Below are 16,602 nucleotides of genomic sequence, written 5' to 3'. Positions count from 1 at the left end.
CTTAGAAAAGCACAGCGGTCATCCGCCAATTGTAGGGCAGTAACTGCAGTCAATGTCCCAGATTAACAGTACGCTTGTTCTGTTGGTATTAATCTGGATAAGAAGCCGTGAACTTGCGCGGCAACTACCCCCATTCAGGCTAGTCTGGACTCAGTTCGTTCATTGCCGGTCAAGGCAATCTTGAAACTAGAATTGCCGACAATTCAAGGCTACCCGCATTGGTAGCTTGCCTGTGAAGGAGTTTTCGTGGCGCAGTATGACATCGACCTCACCCCTCTTGCCGATCAGTTGCAGCAGGATGGAGTTGCTTTTGGTTCGGACAATCCGGCCAACTGGCAGCTAGAGGAGACTCTGTTGGAGGCACTCGAACAGGCATCGGGTGAGGGATTGCCCCAATTCGGGGTTGTCGTGCTCGAAGAAACTCCGCCGGGGGCGGGTGTAAGGGATGTGGCGCAGGACCTTAGCCTCATGACTGAAATCGACACGGTAATTGTACGGACGCCACATACCGGAGCCGCCGTGAGTGAAACGCTCACTCGGTCGGAAATTGAGCGGGCGCAAGATGCAATGTTGGCGCAAGTTGATTACGCCCAGGGTTTGAAGGTCTTTGCAGAGTCAGCGATGCAACAGCACACTTCGTGGGGGATTGTGCTTGGGACGATCGCGCTTCTTGGCGTAATCGTTGTGGTGGCGACCGCATTTTGCGTCAAGCGTTAGGACTTGACCTAACTCTAAAGTCCCTGCAAATTACGTGAATGTGATCCTCGGTGTGGCGAGGATCACATTCTTTTTGTGCCTATAGAAAAGTGCAGGAAGTGAAGCATCGCAAGTCATGTTGCTCGCCTTGACTAGTGTGAAAATAGGTAAAGGTTGTGCAACGGATCGATAAAGTGCCTTATGGTACTAGTGTCGGCTCATGAGTCGTTGTTCAGCTGTACGCATCACTTCTGTTTCAGTTTTCCGTTTCGGGCATGTGGGGAAGCACGCCAAGTATCGGGGAGATTCACGAAGGGGTCGTCGCCAAGCGACGCTCTCATGCGCCTACTTCCGTAGTCGATCTATGTCTTTCGCGCGTCAAGTGTTTTCACTTGACTGGTTCTTCGTCCCCGCCCAGGTTCGTTCCGGGTGGTGGCTGGATTCAACGTGCGATGTGAGGAGAACCTTCGTGGGTTACCTGTCCCGTCACAGGCGCCTTTCGCATACCCGTAACTGGCTTGCGGCATTCGCCTGCACTACATCTCTGTCCGTTTTGAGTTTGACCACACCGGCTGATGCGCAGACCGATGGCTCATCGGCGCGTGATCTTGTAACTGTCATTTCAACGACGCAATCCGAAATCGATCAGCTGAATCTTGAGTTGGGAGATCTGCGCGAAGCAGTAAACAAGGCGCTTGTTGATCTTGGCGACGCTCAAGCGGCTGCTGAACAAGCCCGTCTTGGTGTCGAATCAGCCAAGGAGGCACTGGGCACTTCGCAAACCGAAGTAGAGACGGCGCAAGAGGGAGTCAACGAGCTCGCTCGTTCGGCGTTCCGCGGATCCGGAAGTTCTCCGATTACTCACGCAAGCGATGGGGATGCCCAGAAAGATGCCCTCGATCGGGGAACGTTCATCTCGCAACAGCAGGCGGAGAAGCAAGGCACCCTCGAAGCGCTGGAACAAAAACGCACTGCAAATGCCAACACGGAGTCCACACTCCGAGCCGCCAGCCAGCTTGCCGACGACCGCGCCGACGAGGCCGAGACCGCTCAAACGGATGCGCAGACGCTTCTCGACGACACTCTCGAACTGCTTTCGGACAAGACTGAACAACGCGATACAGCCCAGCAGTCACTTGAAGACGCTCAGGCGCAACTCGAGGAGATTCGTCCTGGTAGTCAGGGTACGCAAGACGATTGGCTGCAACCTCCAGTAGCCGCGCCAGAGGCTCTCGCAGAGGAGACCGCCGACACGAACAATGTGGCGACGGTTGAGTCCGTGGCAGAACAGGCATCGACAGCACCGGTTGCCACCGAAGAGTCCACCACCGAAGAGTCCACTACCGATGAAGCAGTATCCGGGGAAGGTACTGCTTCCAGCGAGAGTGAACTGTCTTCCACAGCGGTCAGCGTGATTGCTCAAGAGGTCGTCGACAAGGCACAGGGCATCGACATCCCGATGCCTACGACGAGCCAGATCGAACAGGCCGTGGAGACCCTAGAGGCCACACAAGGTGCATTTGACGAGACTGACCCGAATGACTTGGCGTCGGTCGCCGGGATGGTCGCTGCCACTTTGGTAGTGCTGGCTAGCGGAGTAGATACCGCGGAGTTGGCGCAGAGTTCTTCGGCAGTGGAAGAAGGAGAACAGGAATCTACCACCAGCGCGGTCGAGCCATCTGCTACGGACATTGCTCTTGACGACGAATCGGCTGCCACCGAGGACGGCCACGCGCAGCCAATTCCCGCTGTCAACATCGCACCGTCTACTGACGACGGCGTGCTGTCGGCAATTCTTCCTTCGGTCTCCACCGTTGATCAGGTGTCAACGGAGGCAACTGGCTTGTTGTCTGACTCTTCGCGGGAGGCAACGATCGAAACAGTCATTGCCCGTGCGGAGTCGCAAATCGGCGTGCCATATGCCTGGGGGGGCGGCAATGCCAACGGCCCAACCCAAGGTATCCGTGACGGTGGTGTCGCTGATCGTCATGGAGACTACAACAAGGTCGGATTCGACTGCTCTGGTCTTACTCTGTACGCGTTCGCGGGCGCCGGCATTTCGCTACCTCACTACACCGGATATCAGTATCAGCGCGGCACGCAGATCGATCCGAGCCAGGCAGAGCGTGGCGATCTTCTTTTCTGGGGCCCGACCGGCAATCACCACGTGGCTATCTATCTCGGTGACGGAATGATGATCGAGGCGCCTCAGTCTGGTGATGTAGTCAAGAAGTCCCCAGTGCGCTGGTCGAGCATGTCTCAGTACGCGGTTCGCCTACTCTAGTGGCACTGGCAACAGCTTAGTTGGAAATCTAATCACCAACGAAAGTTTGATAGGCTCAGTTTCATGTCTTTGAATGATTTTGACGCACTCCTCGTTCTTTCCTTTGGTGGCCCCGAAGGCGTGGACGAGGTTGTGCCTTTTCTGGAGAATGTCACCCGTGGCCGCGGCATTCCTCGCGAACGTCTTGAGGTAGTGGGCGAGCACTACTTCCACTTTGACGGAATCAGCCCGATCAATGGTCAAAACCGCGAAATCATCGCGAACATTGAAGCTGAGCTGGCTCGCAAGGGCTACGACCTGCCGGTCTACTTTGGTAATCGAAACTGGCATCCACTGGCCGCTGATACCGCACGCCAAATCGCAGCCGACGGGCACAAGACTGTGCTAGTTTTCGCCACGAGTGCATGGGGTGGTTACTCGGCGTGTCGTCAGTACGACGAAGACATCCAGGCGATGCGCGAGATCGTTCCCGAACTTGAATTCACCAAGCTATGGCAGTTTTACTCGCACCCGACGTTTATCCAGCTCAACGCAGCGCCGCTGCGCCACGCGTGGGTCAACGCGAACCAACAGGACACAAAAGTGCTGTTCACCGCACACTCCGTACCAACCGCTGCCGATAAAGTAGCCGGGGGTCCTGATGATTCCCACCTTTACTCGCGCCAAGTGGCGGAAGCCGCGCGCCTGATCGCGGAGGCAGCCGAAATTCCCGACTACGAAGTCGTCTGGCAGTCGCGCTCTGGAAACCCGGCAACACCCTGGCTCGAACCCGATGTAGTAGACCGCACTGAAGAGCTTGCCCGCGAAGGTTTCAACGCGATTATCTGTGTACCAGTAGGTTTCATTACCGACCACATGGAAGTCATCTGGGATCTGGATACCGAGCTGCAGCAAGCGTGCGACGAGCGAGGCGTGACCCTGACACGTACGCCTACCGTGGGACTCACTCCAGAATTTGCTTCCATGATCGTCGAGATTGCGGAAAACATCGCTGATGAAACCGTGCCACCGAGCTTGTCGACGATCACCGTGTCCGGTTGCACCGTCAATGGTGCACCCTGTGCGCCTGCGTGCTGTCAGATCTCGCGCCAGTAGTCATGCACTGCATCCGCAACGCCGGCCATCCTGGCTGTGCGGATGTGCCTCCATAGTGCGAAGAGCTGCGGATCCAAGCTGTGATCGCCTAGGTGCTCGGTGACGGTTTCGATGATCGCGGCTACACGGTCCGCTCGCGCGAAAAGTTTGGCGGCCCGTGGGGTGACGCTGCTCGGAAGTCCCGGGGTGTCGTAGAAATCCGCTAGGGAACCTACCGTCAGCCTGGGGTTTGTTAGCTCGCTTGTCCGGTAGCCCGTGAGTTTGACCAAGCGAGCAGCTTCGTCGGTTGCTTGCGAGAGTAGCTGGTCCGCCTCTCCCGGAGATAGCCATGAGGGCTCCGGGAGTCGTTCAGCTTCTTCAAACCAACGCCACACCACCTCGTCGTCGTACTGTGGCACCAATACATGGGAGGCACCGCTGCCTCTGACGACGAGGGCACCTGCCTGGGTGAGTGCCTTGCTTGCTTCTGAGCCAGCCGGCAGACCGGGTGCTTGGCCTGGTCCCCATAGGATCAGGCGCACGACAGGTTCCTCTTCAGCGGTGAGCGCTACACGACGAATCTCTTTGAGCATGTCGGCAATCGGGGCGCCATCCCAGGTGTGTGCGCCTCCCAAGGACTTCAGTGCGTCGAGTAGCGAGTCGGTGGGCTCGTAGCCATACAGCCACGCGGCAATCCACACGGCGGTGTTTTGAAGAGGCGAGTAGACCTCGGCGCGCATATCCACCTACAAGAGTCTAACGGATAGAATCCTGGACTTATGAGTTCAGATGATCGTTATAGCGGTGACATTTTCTCGGGCCACAAACGCCAGGCTGCAAGGACATTTCCAGAAGTACCTGCCAAACCAGGAATTGTGGTGGAAGTATTCGGCGAAGACTTTGTCGGTGCCGTAATTAACTTTGAGAAAACATATGACGGCCATTTCCTGCGCCTTGAGGATCGCAAAGGCACGCAGCGTCTTTTCCCGATGATCACTGGAGGATTTCTCTATGAAGGGCAACGAGTCACCCTGACGCGCTTCGTCGAGAAGCAAGCTCCACGACGCTCTAACTCCGGCTCTCGGCGAGTGGAGAACGTCAAGGCGAAAGTCGCGGCACCATCGCGCATCTGGGTTGAGGGTATCCATGACGCAGCAATCGTCGAGAAGGTGTGGGGACATGACTTGCGCGTCGAGGGCGTAGTCGTGGAATACCTTGAAGGCCTGGATAACCTTCCCGAACGGCTCGCCGAGTTCCGGCCAGGGCCGGGGCGGCGCATTGGCGTGCTGGCTGATCATCTGGTCAAAGGATCGAAAGAGACGCGACTGGTAGAAAACGTCGGCCCACACGTACTGGTAACGGGCCATCCTTATATTGATATTTGGGCGGCGGTAAAGCCGGAACGTCTCGGCTTGCGTGCATGGCCCGACGTTCCCTTCGGCGAAGACTGGAAGACCGGGATCTGCAATCGCGTGGGGTGGAGTGATCCCAAAGAGGGCTGGCACCGCGTGTACAACGCTGTCAATTCCTTCCGCGATCTTGATTCCACCTTGATTGGTGCCGTGGAGCGGTTGGTTGATTTCGTAACAATTCCTGTGCTAACCAAGGAAGATATGTAGTGTTTGTGGCGTGGGAGTAATTATTTGGTTTATCGCAGCGCTTGTGTTGGCGGGCCTTGAGCTTGCAGTGGGCGAATTCACGCTTCTCATGCTCGCAGGCGGTGCCTTAGCGACGACCGGTGTCGCACTTTTCGGCGTCCCAATTTGGGTTGAACTCATTGTCTTTGGCCTTTCATCAGCAGCCCTGATTGGCTTTTTACGTCCAGTGCTCAAGCGCAGAGTGACGCAACCAAAGGCGCTGGATACCTCTCCAAAGGCGCTCGTCGGCAAGCGTGCAGAAGTGATTGAGGAAATCACTCCACACAGCGGACAAGTTCGACTCGATGGAACATTTTGGTCGGCTCGTGCACTTAACCCCATGGAAACCATTTCCGCCGGTGATCATGTAACTGTGGCCGAAATCGACGGCCCTACCGCGATTGTTTGGAAGGAGCTCTAAACATGACAGCAACCATTGTTGTCGTTCTTGTTCTTATTTTTATCGCTGCGGTTGTATTCAAATCGATTGCGCTGATTCCGCAGGGCGAGGCAGCCGTGATCGAACGCCTCGGGTCCTATACCCGCACCGTTTCTGGAGGACTAACGCTCTTGGTTCCGTTTATCGATCGTGTTCGCGCACGCATCGATACGCGTGAGCGAGTTGTATCCTTCCCGCCACAGGCCGTGATTACGCAAGACAACCTGACCGTGGCTATCGATATTGTCGTGACATTCCAGATCAACGACCCCGCTCGCGCTATCTATGGCGTGGACAACTACTTGGTCGGTGTGGAGCAGATTTCTGTGGCTACGTTGCGTGACGTTGTTGGCGGAATGACTCTGGAAGAGACGCTGACGTCGCGTGAAACCATTAACCGCCGCCTTCGCGGTGAGCTAGATGCGGCAACCGCAAAGTGGGGCCTGCGTATCAGCCGAGTAGAGCTGAAGGCCATTGACCCGCCACCGTCGATTCAGCAGTCGATGGAGATGCAAATGAAGGCCGACCGCGAAAAGCGTGCGATGATTCTGACTGCTGAAGGCCAGCGCGAGTCCGATATTAAGACCGCTGAGGGTGAAAAGCAGGCACGAATCCTGTCCGCTGAGGGTGAAAAGCACGCGGCTATTCTGGCTGCCGAAGCAGAACGCCAGGCGACAATCCTGCGCGCCGAAGGCGAGCGGGCAGCGAAGTACCTCAACGCCCAGGGTGAAGCTCGCGCGATCCAGAAGGTTAACGCTGCGATCAAGTCCTCCGAGGTTACTCCAGAGGTGCTGACATACCAGTACCTGGACAAACTGCCGCAAATGGCGCAGGGTCAGGGCTCGACGATGTGGATGATCCCTTCACAGTTCGGCGATTCGCTGGAGCAGTTTGCCAAGGCGTTCGCGAAGAAGGACGATGACGGCGTCTTCCGTTATGAGCCTTCCAAGGTGGACCCAGAGACCAAGGAAATGGCGGGGCAAGACGATACCGATGCTTGGTTTGATACGAGCTCGGATCCTGAGATCGCCCGAGCGGTGGCCGAGGCTCGCGCCGTGGCAAACAAGCCTGCAGATTCACCACTAGCCACTGAATTGGAAAAGAATTCGGCCCTTCCGGTGCAGCCACCGGTGGCGCCGCAGCCTACTCCGCTGCAGCAGTCGCTTGAGTAATTAAGTTCACTGCAAGGTGCCATCCGGCTTTCTCTGCCTGCCATCCAGCCGCCTGAAGACGCTGGCTCATCGCCTGTTTGGAGATGCCCAGCTCTTCGGCGGCTTCGTTTTGATTCAGGCCGCGGCGGACAAGTGAGGTAGCCTCACGGCCTTCTACCGTGCGCTTTGCGAATACGTGAGCAATGAGCAGGAAAGTTGCAGCGATGTCGGAGGCGTAAGTCGCAGGCTCAGGGGTGTCAACGATTACCCCGACCTGTGCAGGCCGAGTACCCACAGCATCGGTGGCAGTGAAAACCGCAGGTCCATGCTGAGTGACTCCAAGCCCGATGGCCCAATTCCCATCGGAGAGTAGCGCCATGATGAGGTCACACGTCTCGACAGGCCCCATAACGTGGGCGCGAATGTCCTCGACTCCGACCATCTCAAAGGTGCCCACGCCTGGCAACGTAGCCAAGGCTTCGGCGGAGCGTCGCACAAGTTCAGCACGGCGTGTCTCGCGACCCCGGTAGCGCGCATGTACTGCAATCACAGTGCCGAGTCTACCTTGTGGGCTTGACGGCGCGCCCTCTGGGTATCAATGATCACGCCGCCGATCCCAATCAGCGCTAGCGCCACGGTGGCGATCACCGCGATGGGATTGGCTTCGCCGGTCAGAGTGTCGCCGAAGAGGACAATCAAGATGGTTCCTGGGGCGGATCCAATCATCGTCGCAAAAGTAAAAGGCACCAGCCGCACTCGGGTGAGCGCAGACACGTAATTCATGATGGAAAACGGCACACCTGCGATCATTCGCAGGCTGATCACTGCGAGCCATCCTTTTTGCTCCAGGTGGTCGTTAATTAGCTGCACCGATGGGTGAGTGAGTTTCGGGGCGATCCAATCCCGCAAGAGGCTGCGGACAATGGTGAGCGACAGTGCCGCCGCGGCGGTGGTCGCCGTAATCGAGATCAGGATGCCCCACAGAGGACCGAACAAGATACCTGCGGAAAGCGTAAAGATCGTTCGCGGGATGGGGAACTGAGTAATCACCACGTACAGCAACCAGAAAAGTACGGGAAACCAAGGACCCGTGCTATCTGCCCATTCGCGCAGTACAGACATGGGTGGGACATCGACAAGCGCCCAGAGTACGACGAATGCGATAGCCGCTACAACGATCACACTCACCTGAGCGCGCTTATGGGTCATGGTGCCCAATTCTAGGTGATGATGGATGCCCAACACGCTGACAGGCCCGTACACTGGGTGGTGTACCTACGACTCACGATGAAAGAGGAGAAGAGTTATGAGTGATTTGCGTACCGATCACGGCCCGAACCCATACGTGTTGGATATTGAGGACGTTACCAAGCAGAACGATGCTTTCCGTGACACCCTCTGGACCGGACAGTTCCTTCAGATGACTGTCATGTCGATCCCGGCCGGCGGCGAGATTGGCGCAGAGGTGCACGACGACCACGATCAGTTCCTGCGCCTCGAAGACGGCAAGGGCCGCATCATGATCGGCGATTCCAAGGACAACCTCGACGTTGATCAGATCGTGGAGGACGACTTTGCCATCTTCGTTCCTGCAGGCAAGTGGCACAACTTGGTCAATGAGGGCGACGAGCCAATCAAGCTTTACTCGATCTACGCGGCCCCTGACCACGTCAAGGGCACCTTCCACCAGACCAAGGAAGACGCAGACAACGATCCGAACGAGCAACACTAGCTCGCTTATCGACGATCCGATGAGCCCGAATGGCCCTGCAGGTGGTTGTTCGGGCTTTTGTCGGTTGGTGTGAGATGCTTGCTGATCCCTTACTGCCTATCTAGGGCGTTCGGGTTCTTCTGTTTGGGATTTGCGCGCAGCCCCAAAACTTGCCACGGAATCATGCCAGGTAGCGAGGGTATGCGCCGTTTTGCATGTTCCATATCCCGAACGCCCTGGATAGCCTAGCGCCTACACATGTGCCTGCAGCCACGCGCATGACCTGCCTAAAGAAAAAACTCGCGACACCACCGGAGCGATATCGCGAGACTTCACATTGTGCCCGGAGGGGGACTTGAACCCCCACGTCCGTTAATAGGACACTAGCACCTCAAGCTAGCGCGTCTGCCATTCCGCCACCCGGGCTGGGTATTGTTTTCAGCCTCTCGGCTGGGCACCTGAAATACTGTAGCCCGAAACCGACATCAGGCACAAATCGCCACGTCATAGTAGGAATATCCATCACTGAGTTGCACCAATGTAATCCAAAGACAACTCCATTGATTTTCAGGTAGAAAAGAGTCATGGCTACTAATACTCCAGACTATGTCCAAGACCGTTTTCCCGGACCTGATCCATATGCTCCTTTGCGGGACCTGCCGACCTTCACATTGACCTCCACCGACCTAGAAAATGGCGACGAGCTCGATGAGAAACTCCGTGCCCCACAGTCTTTGTCGCCGCAGCTCTCGTGGGCAGACCTTCCCGAAGGCACCAAGTCTTTGGCAATAACCTGCTTTGACCCAGACGCACCGACCGGTTCCGGCTACTGGCACTGGGCCGTGTTTAACATCCCTGTTACCGTCAGCGAGCTTCCCACGGGTGCCGGATCATCTTCCGACCTTGGCGGTATCGACGGGGTAGTGACCCTGAAAGGTGACTCGGGCGATCACGCCCACTATGGCGCGAACCCACCCGGTGGACATGCTCCACATCGATACCTGTACGCTGTGCACGCAGTCGACGTTGAACAGTTGGATATTGACCCTGAAGCTACCCCAACGGTGCTCGGCTTTAACCTGTACTTCCATTCCCTCGCGCGCACGGTGCTGTGGGGCTACTACGAAACCAAGTCCTAAATGATTCCACTACAAATTCGCGTGGGCGGCGCCTTCATGGCGCTCGCCCTCGTTTTGCTCATCTACGCCTTTATTACGTTTCTGCGTGGTGAGAGCACTTTTACGCTCACCTTATCGTCGCTGCTTGTGATGATCGCAGCAATCCTACTAGGCGCATTTGCGACGATGCGCAAGGATCAACCTGCGTCACGTGGTCAGGTAATCGCGTTGATCGTCGCCGTGATTCTAGTGATCGCGAGCGTGATAGTTCCGGCAGTCACGTTGACAAGTACGACTCCGGTTTGGTTAGTGCTGTACGCCGGAATGGCCGTGCTCTGCGCGCTTATTTTGCGACGTTCTGCCATGTAAATCCGCTACCGACTGCCTGGCTGATATTAGTCAGGCCGTGGGCGCGTACTTGCTGGGCTAGCCCCTTGTGGATGTTGCGGATCCATCCTAAACCGCCATAGATGAACGGCGTGTAGCCCTGGAGTAGATGAGCGCCAGCAGTGATACGTTCCCATGCTTGTTGCGGCGTGGAAATTCCTCCAACACTGATTAACACCAGTTGGTTGCCCACACGATCGTGGAGCTGTTTGAGAACCTCCAAGGACCGATCATTCAGGGGAGCGCCTGAGATGCCACCAGCGCCCATGGCTTCCACCTCGGCAGGATCGGTCGTAAGCACTTCACGCGAGACCGTCGTGTTGGTCGCGACGATTCCCGCAAGCCCCAACTCCAGAGCGAGATCGGCGACTGCGTCGATATCGTCATCGGCGAGGTCTGGAGCAATCTTCACGAGCACGGGAGTTTCGGTTGCATCAAGCACGGCCTGAAGTAGAGGTTTGAGTTCTGAAACAGCCTGAAGGTCACGCAGTCCGGGTGTATTCGGCGACGACACGTTCACCACAACGTAGTCTGCTAGCGGACCCAACAAAGTGGCGCATTGGCGGAAATCACCCACGGCATCAGTAGATGTCTTATTCTTCCCGATGTTGATGCCGACGACGTCGGAGGACTTTCGCTTGGCCAAACCTTCAGCAACGACTAGTGCGCCCTTATTGTTAAAACCCATGCGGTTGAGGATTGCTTTGTCTGCCGGCAAACGGAACAGCCGTGGAGCAGGGTTACCTGGCTGAGGCTTTGGGGTCACGGTACCCAGTTCTGCATAGCCAAAGCCGATGGCCCCCCACGCGTCAATGGAAGCAGCATTCTTGTCAAAGCCAGCGGCAAGGCCCAAGGGTGCAGGGAATTTCGTTCCCAGGAGCTCTTGCTCTAGCTCAGGCGCATGAACTCGGACAAGCTTCTCCATCCCTCGGTTCAGCGGACCTACACTGTGCAGCGTTTTCAACCCAAAGTTGATGATTCCGTGAATTCGTTCAGGAGGGAGCAGGAACATTGCTTTGAGTGCGACATCGTACAAGCTCATGGTGGAGTCCTTACTTGATCTGGTCTGTTGGGATAATTTGGAGCCCGGCGCCACTAGCGGAGGCGAAGACGAGAGAACCATCGTCGAGCGTAGCCATGTGTAGTGCGTCGGGAACAGTGTTCACGCTGTAGCGCTTCTGCGGAACACCGTTGGAAATGTCGTACCCAACCGCAATGTTTTCCGCTGTCGATCCGACCCACGCCAGATCACGGCTACTATCCCACGCCACCGCCCACGGAGATTCTGCAACTGGCGCCATCTGCTGCAGGCGGATCACCTGGCCTGTTGTGTAAACCGCTAGCTGAGACCCCTGGGCGTCTGCAGCAAGAACCAATCCATCGGGTCCGGCAACTGCCTGTCCAATACCGATGCCTACGCGCAAAGTTCCGCCCTGGCGTCCGTTTTCCCAGTCTATGTCTTGAATAGTCGTGTTCTCTCGGTTGTAGCGCACGACGGAATCCGGCTGACCATCGTCATGTTGCACCGCGAACACAGAGTCACTCCGGTGTGCCACGGCAAATGAATCGATTTTCTCTCCACCCTTGTACACCCACGCCTTGGCGGAATCGCCGCTTACAGCGATGAGCTCTCCCGTCGAGGTAATCGCAGCGGATTGCACTGGCTCTTCAAGCGTGAAAGCCTCCTCATTCTTTCCATCGACAACACGAACTTGTTTGCCGCACGCGATGACGAATTTGTCGGCGCTGGCCGAAACATCGGTGCAAGTGTCGTCGACAGGAAAGGCCTTGGCGGTGCCGTCCGTGATTTCGTCGATAGTTCCAATCGTCAACTTGTCAGCGGTGCGCACTCCGAGGGTATCCCCGGTTTGGTCAAGATCAATGATGTCTTCGAATTCGTGCACTTCGCCGGTAGGGTCTGGCTGCTCAGGAGAGGCAACTGGCTGCGCGTTACCCATTTCTGGGCCAGGCTCTGGTGCGGTGCCTTCGGCGTTGCAGGCGGTCAGGGCAAGACCGAAAGCGGAAATTAGTGCGACATACTGGACTTTCTTCACGTGTCTAGCCTAGCAAGCAACTACTTGGAAACATCATCGAGCGCAGAAGCTATGGGGCGAGGCAAAATGATCTCAGGTACTTTCATCAATTCATGAAGATGACCCACCGAATCTACTTCACACACCACTCCGTCGACGCCGGGTTGTGCAAAAACCCAAGCCAGAGATGTGGCGGTAGGCGAGAGCCCTAATCCATCCGCTGCTGTCACCAAGGCCTCTACGATCGTGCGCGACTTCTCACCTGCATAAGGGTGTGTTTCTGGGCGGTTAGGTTGCCAGTTTCCGGTGAGCAGCCCATGTGCCAGTGGGGCTGCTGCAATAACTCCAACCCCAAGATGCTGAGCAGCGGGGATCACTTCCTCTTCGATGTCTCGTCGCAAAAGCGAATAGTCATTGTGCGTGACGACGAGGCCCGGGGTAACGGCGAGCTGCCAACCGGCGTATCCGTGGGCACCACCGTAACGCGCGCGACCGGAGGCTACGACTGATTGCACTGTGCCAGCGACCTCATCAGGAGGCGTTCGAGCATCCCAATAGCCGGCACTCAGTACATCGACGTAGTCGGTTCCTAGCGCATTCAGTAGGTGGTCTAGCTCAGCCAACAAATTTGTGCGCGAACAATTGACACGCGAGCCGACTGGCAGAGACATGTCCACTCCAACTGGAGCAGATAGCACCAGCTTCTCCCGCCCAATTTCCTCAATTGCGGCGGCGAGGACGTGCGCCGTCCCAGGGGCGATGTCGACGAAGCAGCCGCCGAGAGAGACGAACTCGCTAAGGATGTCCCGGGCCTTTTCCACTGTCCAACCTGCGGTGGAGAGCCCGAGAGGGCTAATGCGGAGTCCACTGTGACCTACGTTTCGTTGCTTCACTTCCTCCACATTAGTTGTAGTGTGGTTCGACGTGAATGAAGTATCTCAAGTAGCTGACACCATGTCGTGGGCACAGGTCATTGTCCTGTCGATTGTTCAAGGCCTCACCGAATTCCTCCCGGTTTCTTCCTCAGGCCACCTTCGTATCGTTTCTGAACTTTTCTGGGGCCAAGATGCAGGCGCATCGTTTACCGCAGTGATCCAGCTTGGCACCGAGGCTGCAGTGTTGGTTTTCTTCGCCAAGGAGATCTGGCAGATTCTCACCGGTTGGTTCGCCGGCGTATTTGATAAAGAGAAGCGCGGCCAGGATTACCGGATGGGCTGGATGGTCATCGTGGGCACTATTCCGGTGGGATTGATCGGCTTTTTGGGTAAAGATCTGATTCGCGAGAACCTGCGCAATCTGTGGATCACCGCAACGGTGCTGGTTGTCTTCTCCTTCGTTTTCATTTGGGCAGAGCGCGTGGGTAAAAAGGATCGTGGCTACGAGGAGCTCACCATGAAAGATGCCATTGTGATGGGGCTTTTCCAGTGCCTCTCACTTATCCCTGGCGTCTCACGCTCGGGCGGCACGATCTCTGGTGGCTTGTTCATGGGCCTCGACCGTGAGGTTGCAACCCGTTTCAGCTTCTTGTTGGCGATCCCAGCTGTTTTGGCTTCGGGCCTGTTTTCCCTGCCAGATGCGTTCGACCCACAGGCAGGCCAGGCCGCTACGGGCATGCAACTGACTGTCGGTGTCGCAATCTGTTTCGTCTTGGGCTACATTTCGATCGCTTGGTTGCTGAAGTTCGTCTCCAACCACTCGTTCGCCTGGTTCGCTGCTTACCGTATCCCTGCAGGTCTTATCGTCATGGCGCTGCTCGCGGCTGGCGTTTTGGCTCCGATGTAAGGTAGGACGCATGCAGTCTTGGCCAATCCCTGAAGTTCCTACTGTTCAAGGCGAACCTGTTGCGTTGTGTCTTTACGACACTGCCGACGAAAAGGTACGCCCCGTCGATGTCTCCGGCGATCCGGTAGGCATGTACGTTTGCGGAATCACCCCGTACGATTCCACTCACCTTGGTCATGCAGCGACCTATCTGACATTTGACCTTGTCTATCGTCAGCTCTTAGCCAACGGCCACAACGTTCACTACGTGCAGAACATCACAGACGTGGATGACCCGCTGTTTGAGCGCGCCGCACGCGATGGTGTCGATTGGCGCGACCTCGGAACCAGCCAAGTGAACTTGTTCCGCTCCGACATGGAGATTTTGAGCGTGATCCCGCCGCAGGACTACATCGGCGCAATGGAGTCTGTCGACGAAGTGATCGAGATGGTAGGGATTCTGCTGGACAAGGGTGCTGCGTACAAGCTTGACCACGGCGACATCTACGCTTCTATTGAGGCCACCGAGGAATTTGGCTACGAATCCAACTACTCCCGCGAGCAGATGTTGGAGTTTTTCGCCGAACGCGGTGGCGACCCATTCAGAGATGGAAAGAAGGATCAGCTCGACGCACTGGTGTGGAAAGGCCATAGGGAAGGGGAGCCTGCGTGGGATTCTCCGTTTGGTCAAGGTCGGCCCGGCTGGCACATCGAGTGTTCAGCAATTGCCACAAACCGGCTGGGGGCAAGCTTTGCGATTCAAGGCGGTGGCAGTGACCTTGCCTTCCCTCACCACGAGTTTTCTGCTGCCCATGCAGAAGCAGCTCATGGTGTGGACCGTATGGCTGGCCACTATGTCCACTCGGGCATGATTGGCCTCGATGGCGTCAAGATGTCCAAATCGCTGGGCAACCTAGTCTTCGTGCACAAACTTACCGAAGAGGGCCATGAAGCCAGCGCCATTCGCCTTGCTGTTTTCAACCAGCACTACCGCTCCGACCGCGATTTCAGCATGGCGGGGCTCGCCCGTGCTGAAGAGCGACTTCGAAAGTGGCGGGGGATCGTCGCCAAGCAGTGCTCGGAGCACGATGCTTTGGCAACGGTCAATTCGGTGCGTGCCGCCTTGGCGGATGACCTCAATGCGCCTCTAGCATTGAGCATTGTCGACGAAGCACCCGGCGACCACAATGGCATTGTGGCGGACGCGGTACACGGATTGCTCGGCGTGCAGCTTTAGCATTTCTAGGCCAAAATGATTTCTATGACCATCCGTGAACAGTTTCAAGCTGACGTCGACGAATTTATCTCTGATCTGAATACCTTTGCTACTGGCTCCTACTTGCGTGAGGACGATAAGGAGTTCTGGGAGCAGCCTTTCGACCCTGCGGTCTTGCCAGATCTGCAGAAGTTGATCGAGATGTTCTTGGACGCTTTGGAGACTCTTGAAGATGATCCAGGAGCCGAGGAACTCGTCCGCGTCGTAGAGGCGTTTCATGAGAACCTTTTTGCGTTCAATGAGCAGCACCACAACGCGGTGCTGGAACCGGAGGAAAAGGAAGAGCTTGCCGAGCTCATCTTCAACGCTTCTGCAGCTACTGGTGCTGAAGAGGAAGCACTGAACCAACTACCCGAACTGGAGTAAAATGCCCCTGCCTGCCGCCATTTTTTGGGACATGGATGGCACTTTGATCGATACCGAGCCTTTGTGGGAGATCGCAACCTACGAGCTGTCTGAAGCGGTCGGTCGGAGACTGAGTCTCGAGAAACGCTTGGAAACCATGGGTGGCAGCTTTGCTAACACTCTCCAAATCTGCGCCGACTGGGCCGGAGTTACTTACGACGATGCCGATGCCACCCGCTGGAAGGACGGAATGTACGCACGGATGCGCGAGCTTCTTTCTGGCGATATCGATACAAACCCCGGCATCAAACAGTTGCTGATTTCGCTGCGGGAAACTGGCATCCCAATGTTCGTCACCACTAATACCGAACGCACGCTTGCCGACCCTTGCATCGACTCGATTGGTCGCGAGTTCTTCCACGACACAATCACCGGCGATGAGGTACCCGCGGGGAAGCCGGCCCCTGACATGTATGTGGAGGCAGCGCGTCGAGTCGGCGAGGATCCTAAACGTTGTTTGGTTTTTGAGGACTCCTGGGCAGGCATGAGCGCGGGGAGTGCGGCTGGTTGTAAAGTGCTTGGGCTTGCCGACGAAGTCCCAGCAGGTGTGGTCCGTTTCGACCCGAAGCGTTTTGTTGGTGCTAATGCGTCGGACGTTGCTACGTGGTTTGAGGCAATGAGTTAAAGTTA

At 56.5% G+C, this 16,602-nt stretch carries 19 protein-coding genes and 1 tRNA gene; 13 read left to right on the top strand and 7 right to left on the bottom strand.

Annotated features, from left to right (window positions below; translation table 11 throughout):
* The first annotated feature begins 246 nt into the window (after positions 1–246).
* The 3 genes from QP027_RS05665 to QP027_RS05655 all read left to right on the top strand — a co-directional run bounded on the left by QP027_RS05665 (position 247) and on the right by QP027_RS05655 (position 4,075).
* Positions 247–717 (top strand): Rv1476 family membrane protein, encoded by a 471-nt coding sequence (locus tag QP027_RS05665; protein WP_284826695.1) that lies wholly within the window; start codon positions 247–249, stop codon positions 715–717.
* A gap of 448 nt (positions 718–1,165) precedes the next feature.
* Positions 1,166–2,980 (top strand): DIP1281 family NlpC/P60 protein, encoded by a 1,815-nt coding sequence (locus QP027_RS05660; RefSeq protein ID WP_284826693.1) that lies wholly within the window; start codon positions 1,166–1,168, stop codon positions 2,978–2,980.
* Positions 2,981–3,043: 63 nt separating this feature from the next.
* Positions 3,044–4,075, top strand: coding sequence for a ferrochelatase (locus tag QP027_RS05655; protein ID WP_284826692.1), 1,032 nt, complete (start codon positions 3,044–3,046; stop codon positions 4,073–4,075).
* Here the strand turns inward: QP027_RS05655 and QP027_RS05650 are convergent.
* Complete coding sequence (locus tag QP027_RS05650; protein WP_284826691.1) at positions 4,057–4,800, bottom strand: Rv1486c family protein; 744 nt, start codon at positions 4,798–4,800, stop codon at positions 4,057–4,059. The two genes, QP027_RS05655 and QP027_RS05650, sit on opposite strands and share 19 nt — an antisense overlap.
* A gap of 33 nt (positions 4,801–4,833) precedes the next feature.
* Between QP027_RS05650 and QP027_RS05645 the strand changes: the two genes are divergently transcribed.
* From QP027_RS05645 to QP027_RS05635, 3 genes are read left to right on the top strand one after another with little or no spacing between them, the layout of a single operon-like run.
* Positions 4,834–5,673 carry a DUF3097 domain-containing protein gene (locus QP027_RS05645; protein ID WP_284826689.1) on the top strand — a complete coding sequence of 280 codons (840 nt, stop codon included), beginning with the start codon at positions 4,834–4,836 and terminating at the stop codon, positions 5,671–5,673.
* A gap of 10 nt (positions 5,674–5,683) precedes the next feature.
* Positions 5,684–6,112, top strand: coding sequence for an NfeD family protein (locus QP027_RS05640; RefSeq protein WP_284826687.1), 429 nt, complete (start codon positions 5,684–5,686; stop codon positions 6,110–6,112).
* A gap of 2 nt (positions 6,113–6,114) precedes the next feature.
* Positions 6,115–7,302: an SPFH domain-containing protein gene (locus QP027_RS05635; RefSeq protein ID WP_284826685.1), complete on the top strand. Its 1,188-nt coding sequence runs from the start codon at positions 6,115–6,117 to the stop codon at positions 7,300–7,302.
* Here QP027_RS05635 and QP027_RS05630 read toward each other — a convergent pair.
* Together QP027_RS05630 and QP027_RS05625 are read right to left on the bottom strand one after the other, a co-directional pair.
* Positions 7,274–7,831 (bottom strand): MarR family transcriptional regulator, encoded by a 558-nt coding sequence (locus tag QP027_RS05630; protein WP_284826683.1) that lies wholly within the window; start codon positions 7,829–7,831, stop codon positions 7,274–7,276. The two genes, QP027_RS05635 and QP027_RS05630, sit on opposite strands and share 29 nt — an antisense overlap.
* Positions 7,828–8,490: a TVP38/TMEM64 family protein gene (locus QP027_RS05625; RefSeq protein ID WP_284826682.1), complete on the bottom strand. Its 663-nt coding sequence runs from the start codon at positions 8,488–8,490 to the stop codon at positions 7,828–7,830. Before QP027_RS05625 ends, QP027_RS05630 begins: the two co-directional genes overlap by 4 nt.
* A gap of 97 nt (positions 8,491–8,587) precedes the next feature.
* Between QP027_RS05625 and QP027_RS05620 the strand changes: the two genes are divergently transcribed.
* Positions 8,588–9,013, top strand: a complete 426-nt coding sequence (locus QP027_RS05620) for a cupin domain-containing protein (RefSeq protein ID WP_284826680.1) — start codon at positions 8,588–8,590, stop codon at positions 9,011–9,013.
* A 319-nt stretch (positions 9,014–9,332) separates the two neighbouring features.
* Here QP027_RS05620 and QP027_RS05615 read toward each other — a convergent pair.
* Positions 9,333–9,418, bottom strand: a tRNA-Leu gene (locus tag QP027_RS05615).
* A gap of 158 nt (positions 9,419–9,576) precedes the next feature.
* On the opposite strand from QP027_RS05615, the gene QP027_RS05610 reads away from it, so the two are divergent.
* Both QP027_RS05610 and QP027_RS05605 read left to right on the top strand, forming a co-directional pair.
* Positions 9,577–10,131, top strand: coding sequence for a YbhB/YbcL family Raf kinase inhibitor-like protein (locus QP027_RS05610; RefSeq protein WP_284826678.1), 555 nt, complete (start codon positions 9,577–9,579; stop codon positions 10,129–10,131).
* Positions 10,132–10,479 (top strand): hypothetical protein, encoded by a 348-nt coding sequence (locus QP027_RS05605; protein WP_284826676.1) that lies wholly within the window; start codon positions 10,132–10,134, stop codon positions 10,477–10,479.
* Here the strand turns inward: QP027_RS05605 and QP027_RS05600 are convergent.
* The 3 genes from QP027_RS05600 to QP027_RS05590 are packed head-to-tail and all read right to left on the bottom strand — an operon-like array spanning position 10,454 to position 13,423.
* Positions 10,454–11,539: a quinone-dependent dihydroorotate dehydrogenase gene (locus QP027_RS05600; protein WP_284826674.1), complete on the bottom strand. Its 1,086-nt coding sequence runs from the start codon at positions 11,537–11,539 to the stop codon at positions 10,454–10,456. The genes QP027_RS05605 and QP027_RS05600 overlap by 26 nt on opposite strands.
* 10 nt (positions 11,540–11,549) lie before the next feature.
* Complete coding sequence (locus tag QP027_RS05595; protein ID WP_284826673.1) at positions 11,550–12,551, bottom strand: YncE family protein; 1,002 nt, start codon at positions 12,549–12,551, stop codon at positions 11,550–11,552.
* Between the two features lie 20 nt (positions 12,552–12,571).
* Complete coding sequence (locus QP027_RS05590; RefSeq protein WP_284826671.1) at positions 12,572–13,423, bottom strand: aldo/keto reductase; 852 nt, start codon at positions 13,421–13,423, stop codon at positions 12,572–12,574.
* 61 nt (positions 13,424–13,484) lie between these two features.
* Here QP027_RS05590 and QP027_RS05585 point away from each other — a divergent pair, with 61 nt between their 5' ends.
* Genes QP027_RS05585 through QP027_RS05570 form a run of 4 tightly spaced genes read left to right on the top strand, consistent with a single transcriptional unit; the run spans position 13,485 to position 16,597 of the window.
* On the top strand, positions 13,485–14,312 hold the full coding sequence (locus QP027_RS05585) for an undecaprenyl-diphosphate phosphatase (RefSeq protein ID WP_284826942.1): 828 nt from the start codon (positions 13,485–13,487) through the stop codon (positions 14,310–14,312).
* 10 nt (positions 14,313–14,322) lie between these two features.
* On the top strand, positions 14,323–15,528 hold the full coding sequence (gene mshC / locus QP027_RS05580; RefSeq protein WP_284826669.1) for a cysteine--1-D-myo-inosityl 2-amino-2-deoxy-alpha-D-glucopyranoside ligase: 1,206 nt from the start codon (positions 14,323–14,325) through the stop codon (positions 15,526–15,528).
* A gap of 24 nt (positions 15,529–15,552) precedes the next feature.
* Positions 15,553–15,933, top strand: a complete 381-nt coding sequence (locus QP027_RS05575; protein WP_284826667.1) for a hypothetical protein — start codon at positions 15,553–15,555, stop codon at positions 15,931–15,933.
* Position 15,934: 1 nt separating this feature from the next.
* Positions 15,935–16,597: an HAD family hydrolase gene (locus tag QP027_RS05570; protein WP_284826665.1), complete on the top strand. Its 663-nt coding sequence runs from the start codon at positions 15,935–15,937 to the stop codon at positions 16,595–16,597.
* The last annotated feature ends 5 nt before the right edge of the window (positions 16,598–16,602 follow it).

The organism is Corynebacterium breve (assembly GCF_030252165.1).
GTDB lineage: Bacteria > Actinomycetota > Actinomycetes > Mycobacteriales > Mycobacteriaceae > Corynebacterium > Corynebacterium breve.
The sequence above is the reverse complement of the archived record's forward strand: the minus strand, read 5'-3'. Positions and strand labels throughout refer to the sequence as shown.

What these genes read in the sequence shown, in the direction of transcription:
- QP027_RS05655 (WP_284826692.1), top strand. Translation starts at nt 3,044, where the DNA reads ATGTCTTTGAATGATTTTGACGCACTCCTCGTTCTTTCCTTTGGTGGC.
- QP027_RS05645 (WP_284826689.1), top strand. Translation starts at nt 4,834, where the DNA reads ATGAGTTCAGATGATCGTTATAGCGGTGACATTTTCTCGGGCCACAAA.
- QP027_RS05635 (WP_284826685.1), top strand. Translation starts at nt 6,115, where the DNA reads ATGACAGCAACCATTGTTGTCGTTCTTGTTCTTATTTTTATCGCTGCG.
- QP027_RS05625 (WP_284826682.1), bottom strand. Translation starts at nt 8,490, where the DNA reads ATGACCCATAAGCGCGCTCAGGTGAGTGTGATCGTTGTAGCGGCTATC.
- QP027_RS05620 (WP_284826680.1), top strand. Translation starts at nt 8,588, where the DNA reads ATGAGTGATTTGCGTACCGATCACGGCCCGAACCCATACGTGTTGGAT.
- QP027_RS05610 (WP_284826678.1), top strand. Translation starts at nt 9,577, where the DNA reads ATGGCTACTAATACTCCAGACTATGTCCAAGACCGTTTTCCCGGACCT.
- QP027_RS05605 (WP_284826676.1), top strand. Translation starts at nt 10,132, where the DNA reads ATGATTCCACTACAAATTCGCGTGGGCGGCGCCTTCATGGCGCTCGCC.
- QP027_RS05600 (WP_284826674.1), bottom strand. Translation starts at nt 11,539, where the DNA reads ATGAGCTTGTACGATGTCGCACTCAAAGCAATGTTCCTGCTCCCTCCT.
- QP027_RS05585 (WP_284826942.1), top strand. Translation starts at nt 13,485, where the DNA reads ATGTCGTGGGCACAGGTCATTGTCCTGTCGATTGTTCAAGGCCTCACC.
- mshC (WP_284826669.1), top strand. Translation starts at nt 14,323, where the DNA reads ATGCAGTCTTGGCCAATCCCTGAAGTTCCTACTGTTCAAGGCGAACCT.
- QP027_RS05575 (WP_284826667.1), top strand. Translation starts at nt 15,553, where the DNA reads ATGACCATCCGTGAACAGTTTCAAGCTGACGTCGACGAATTTATCTCT.
- QP027_RS05570 (WP_284826665.1), top strand. Translation starts at nt 15,935, where the DNA reads ATGCCCCTGCCTGCCGCCATTTTTTGGGACATGGATGGCACTTTGATC.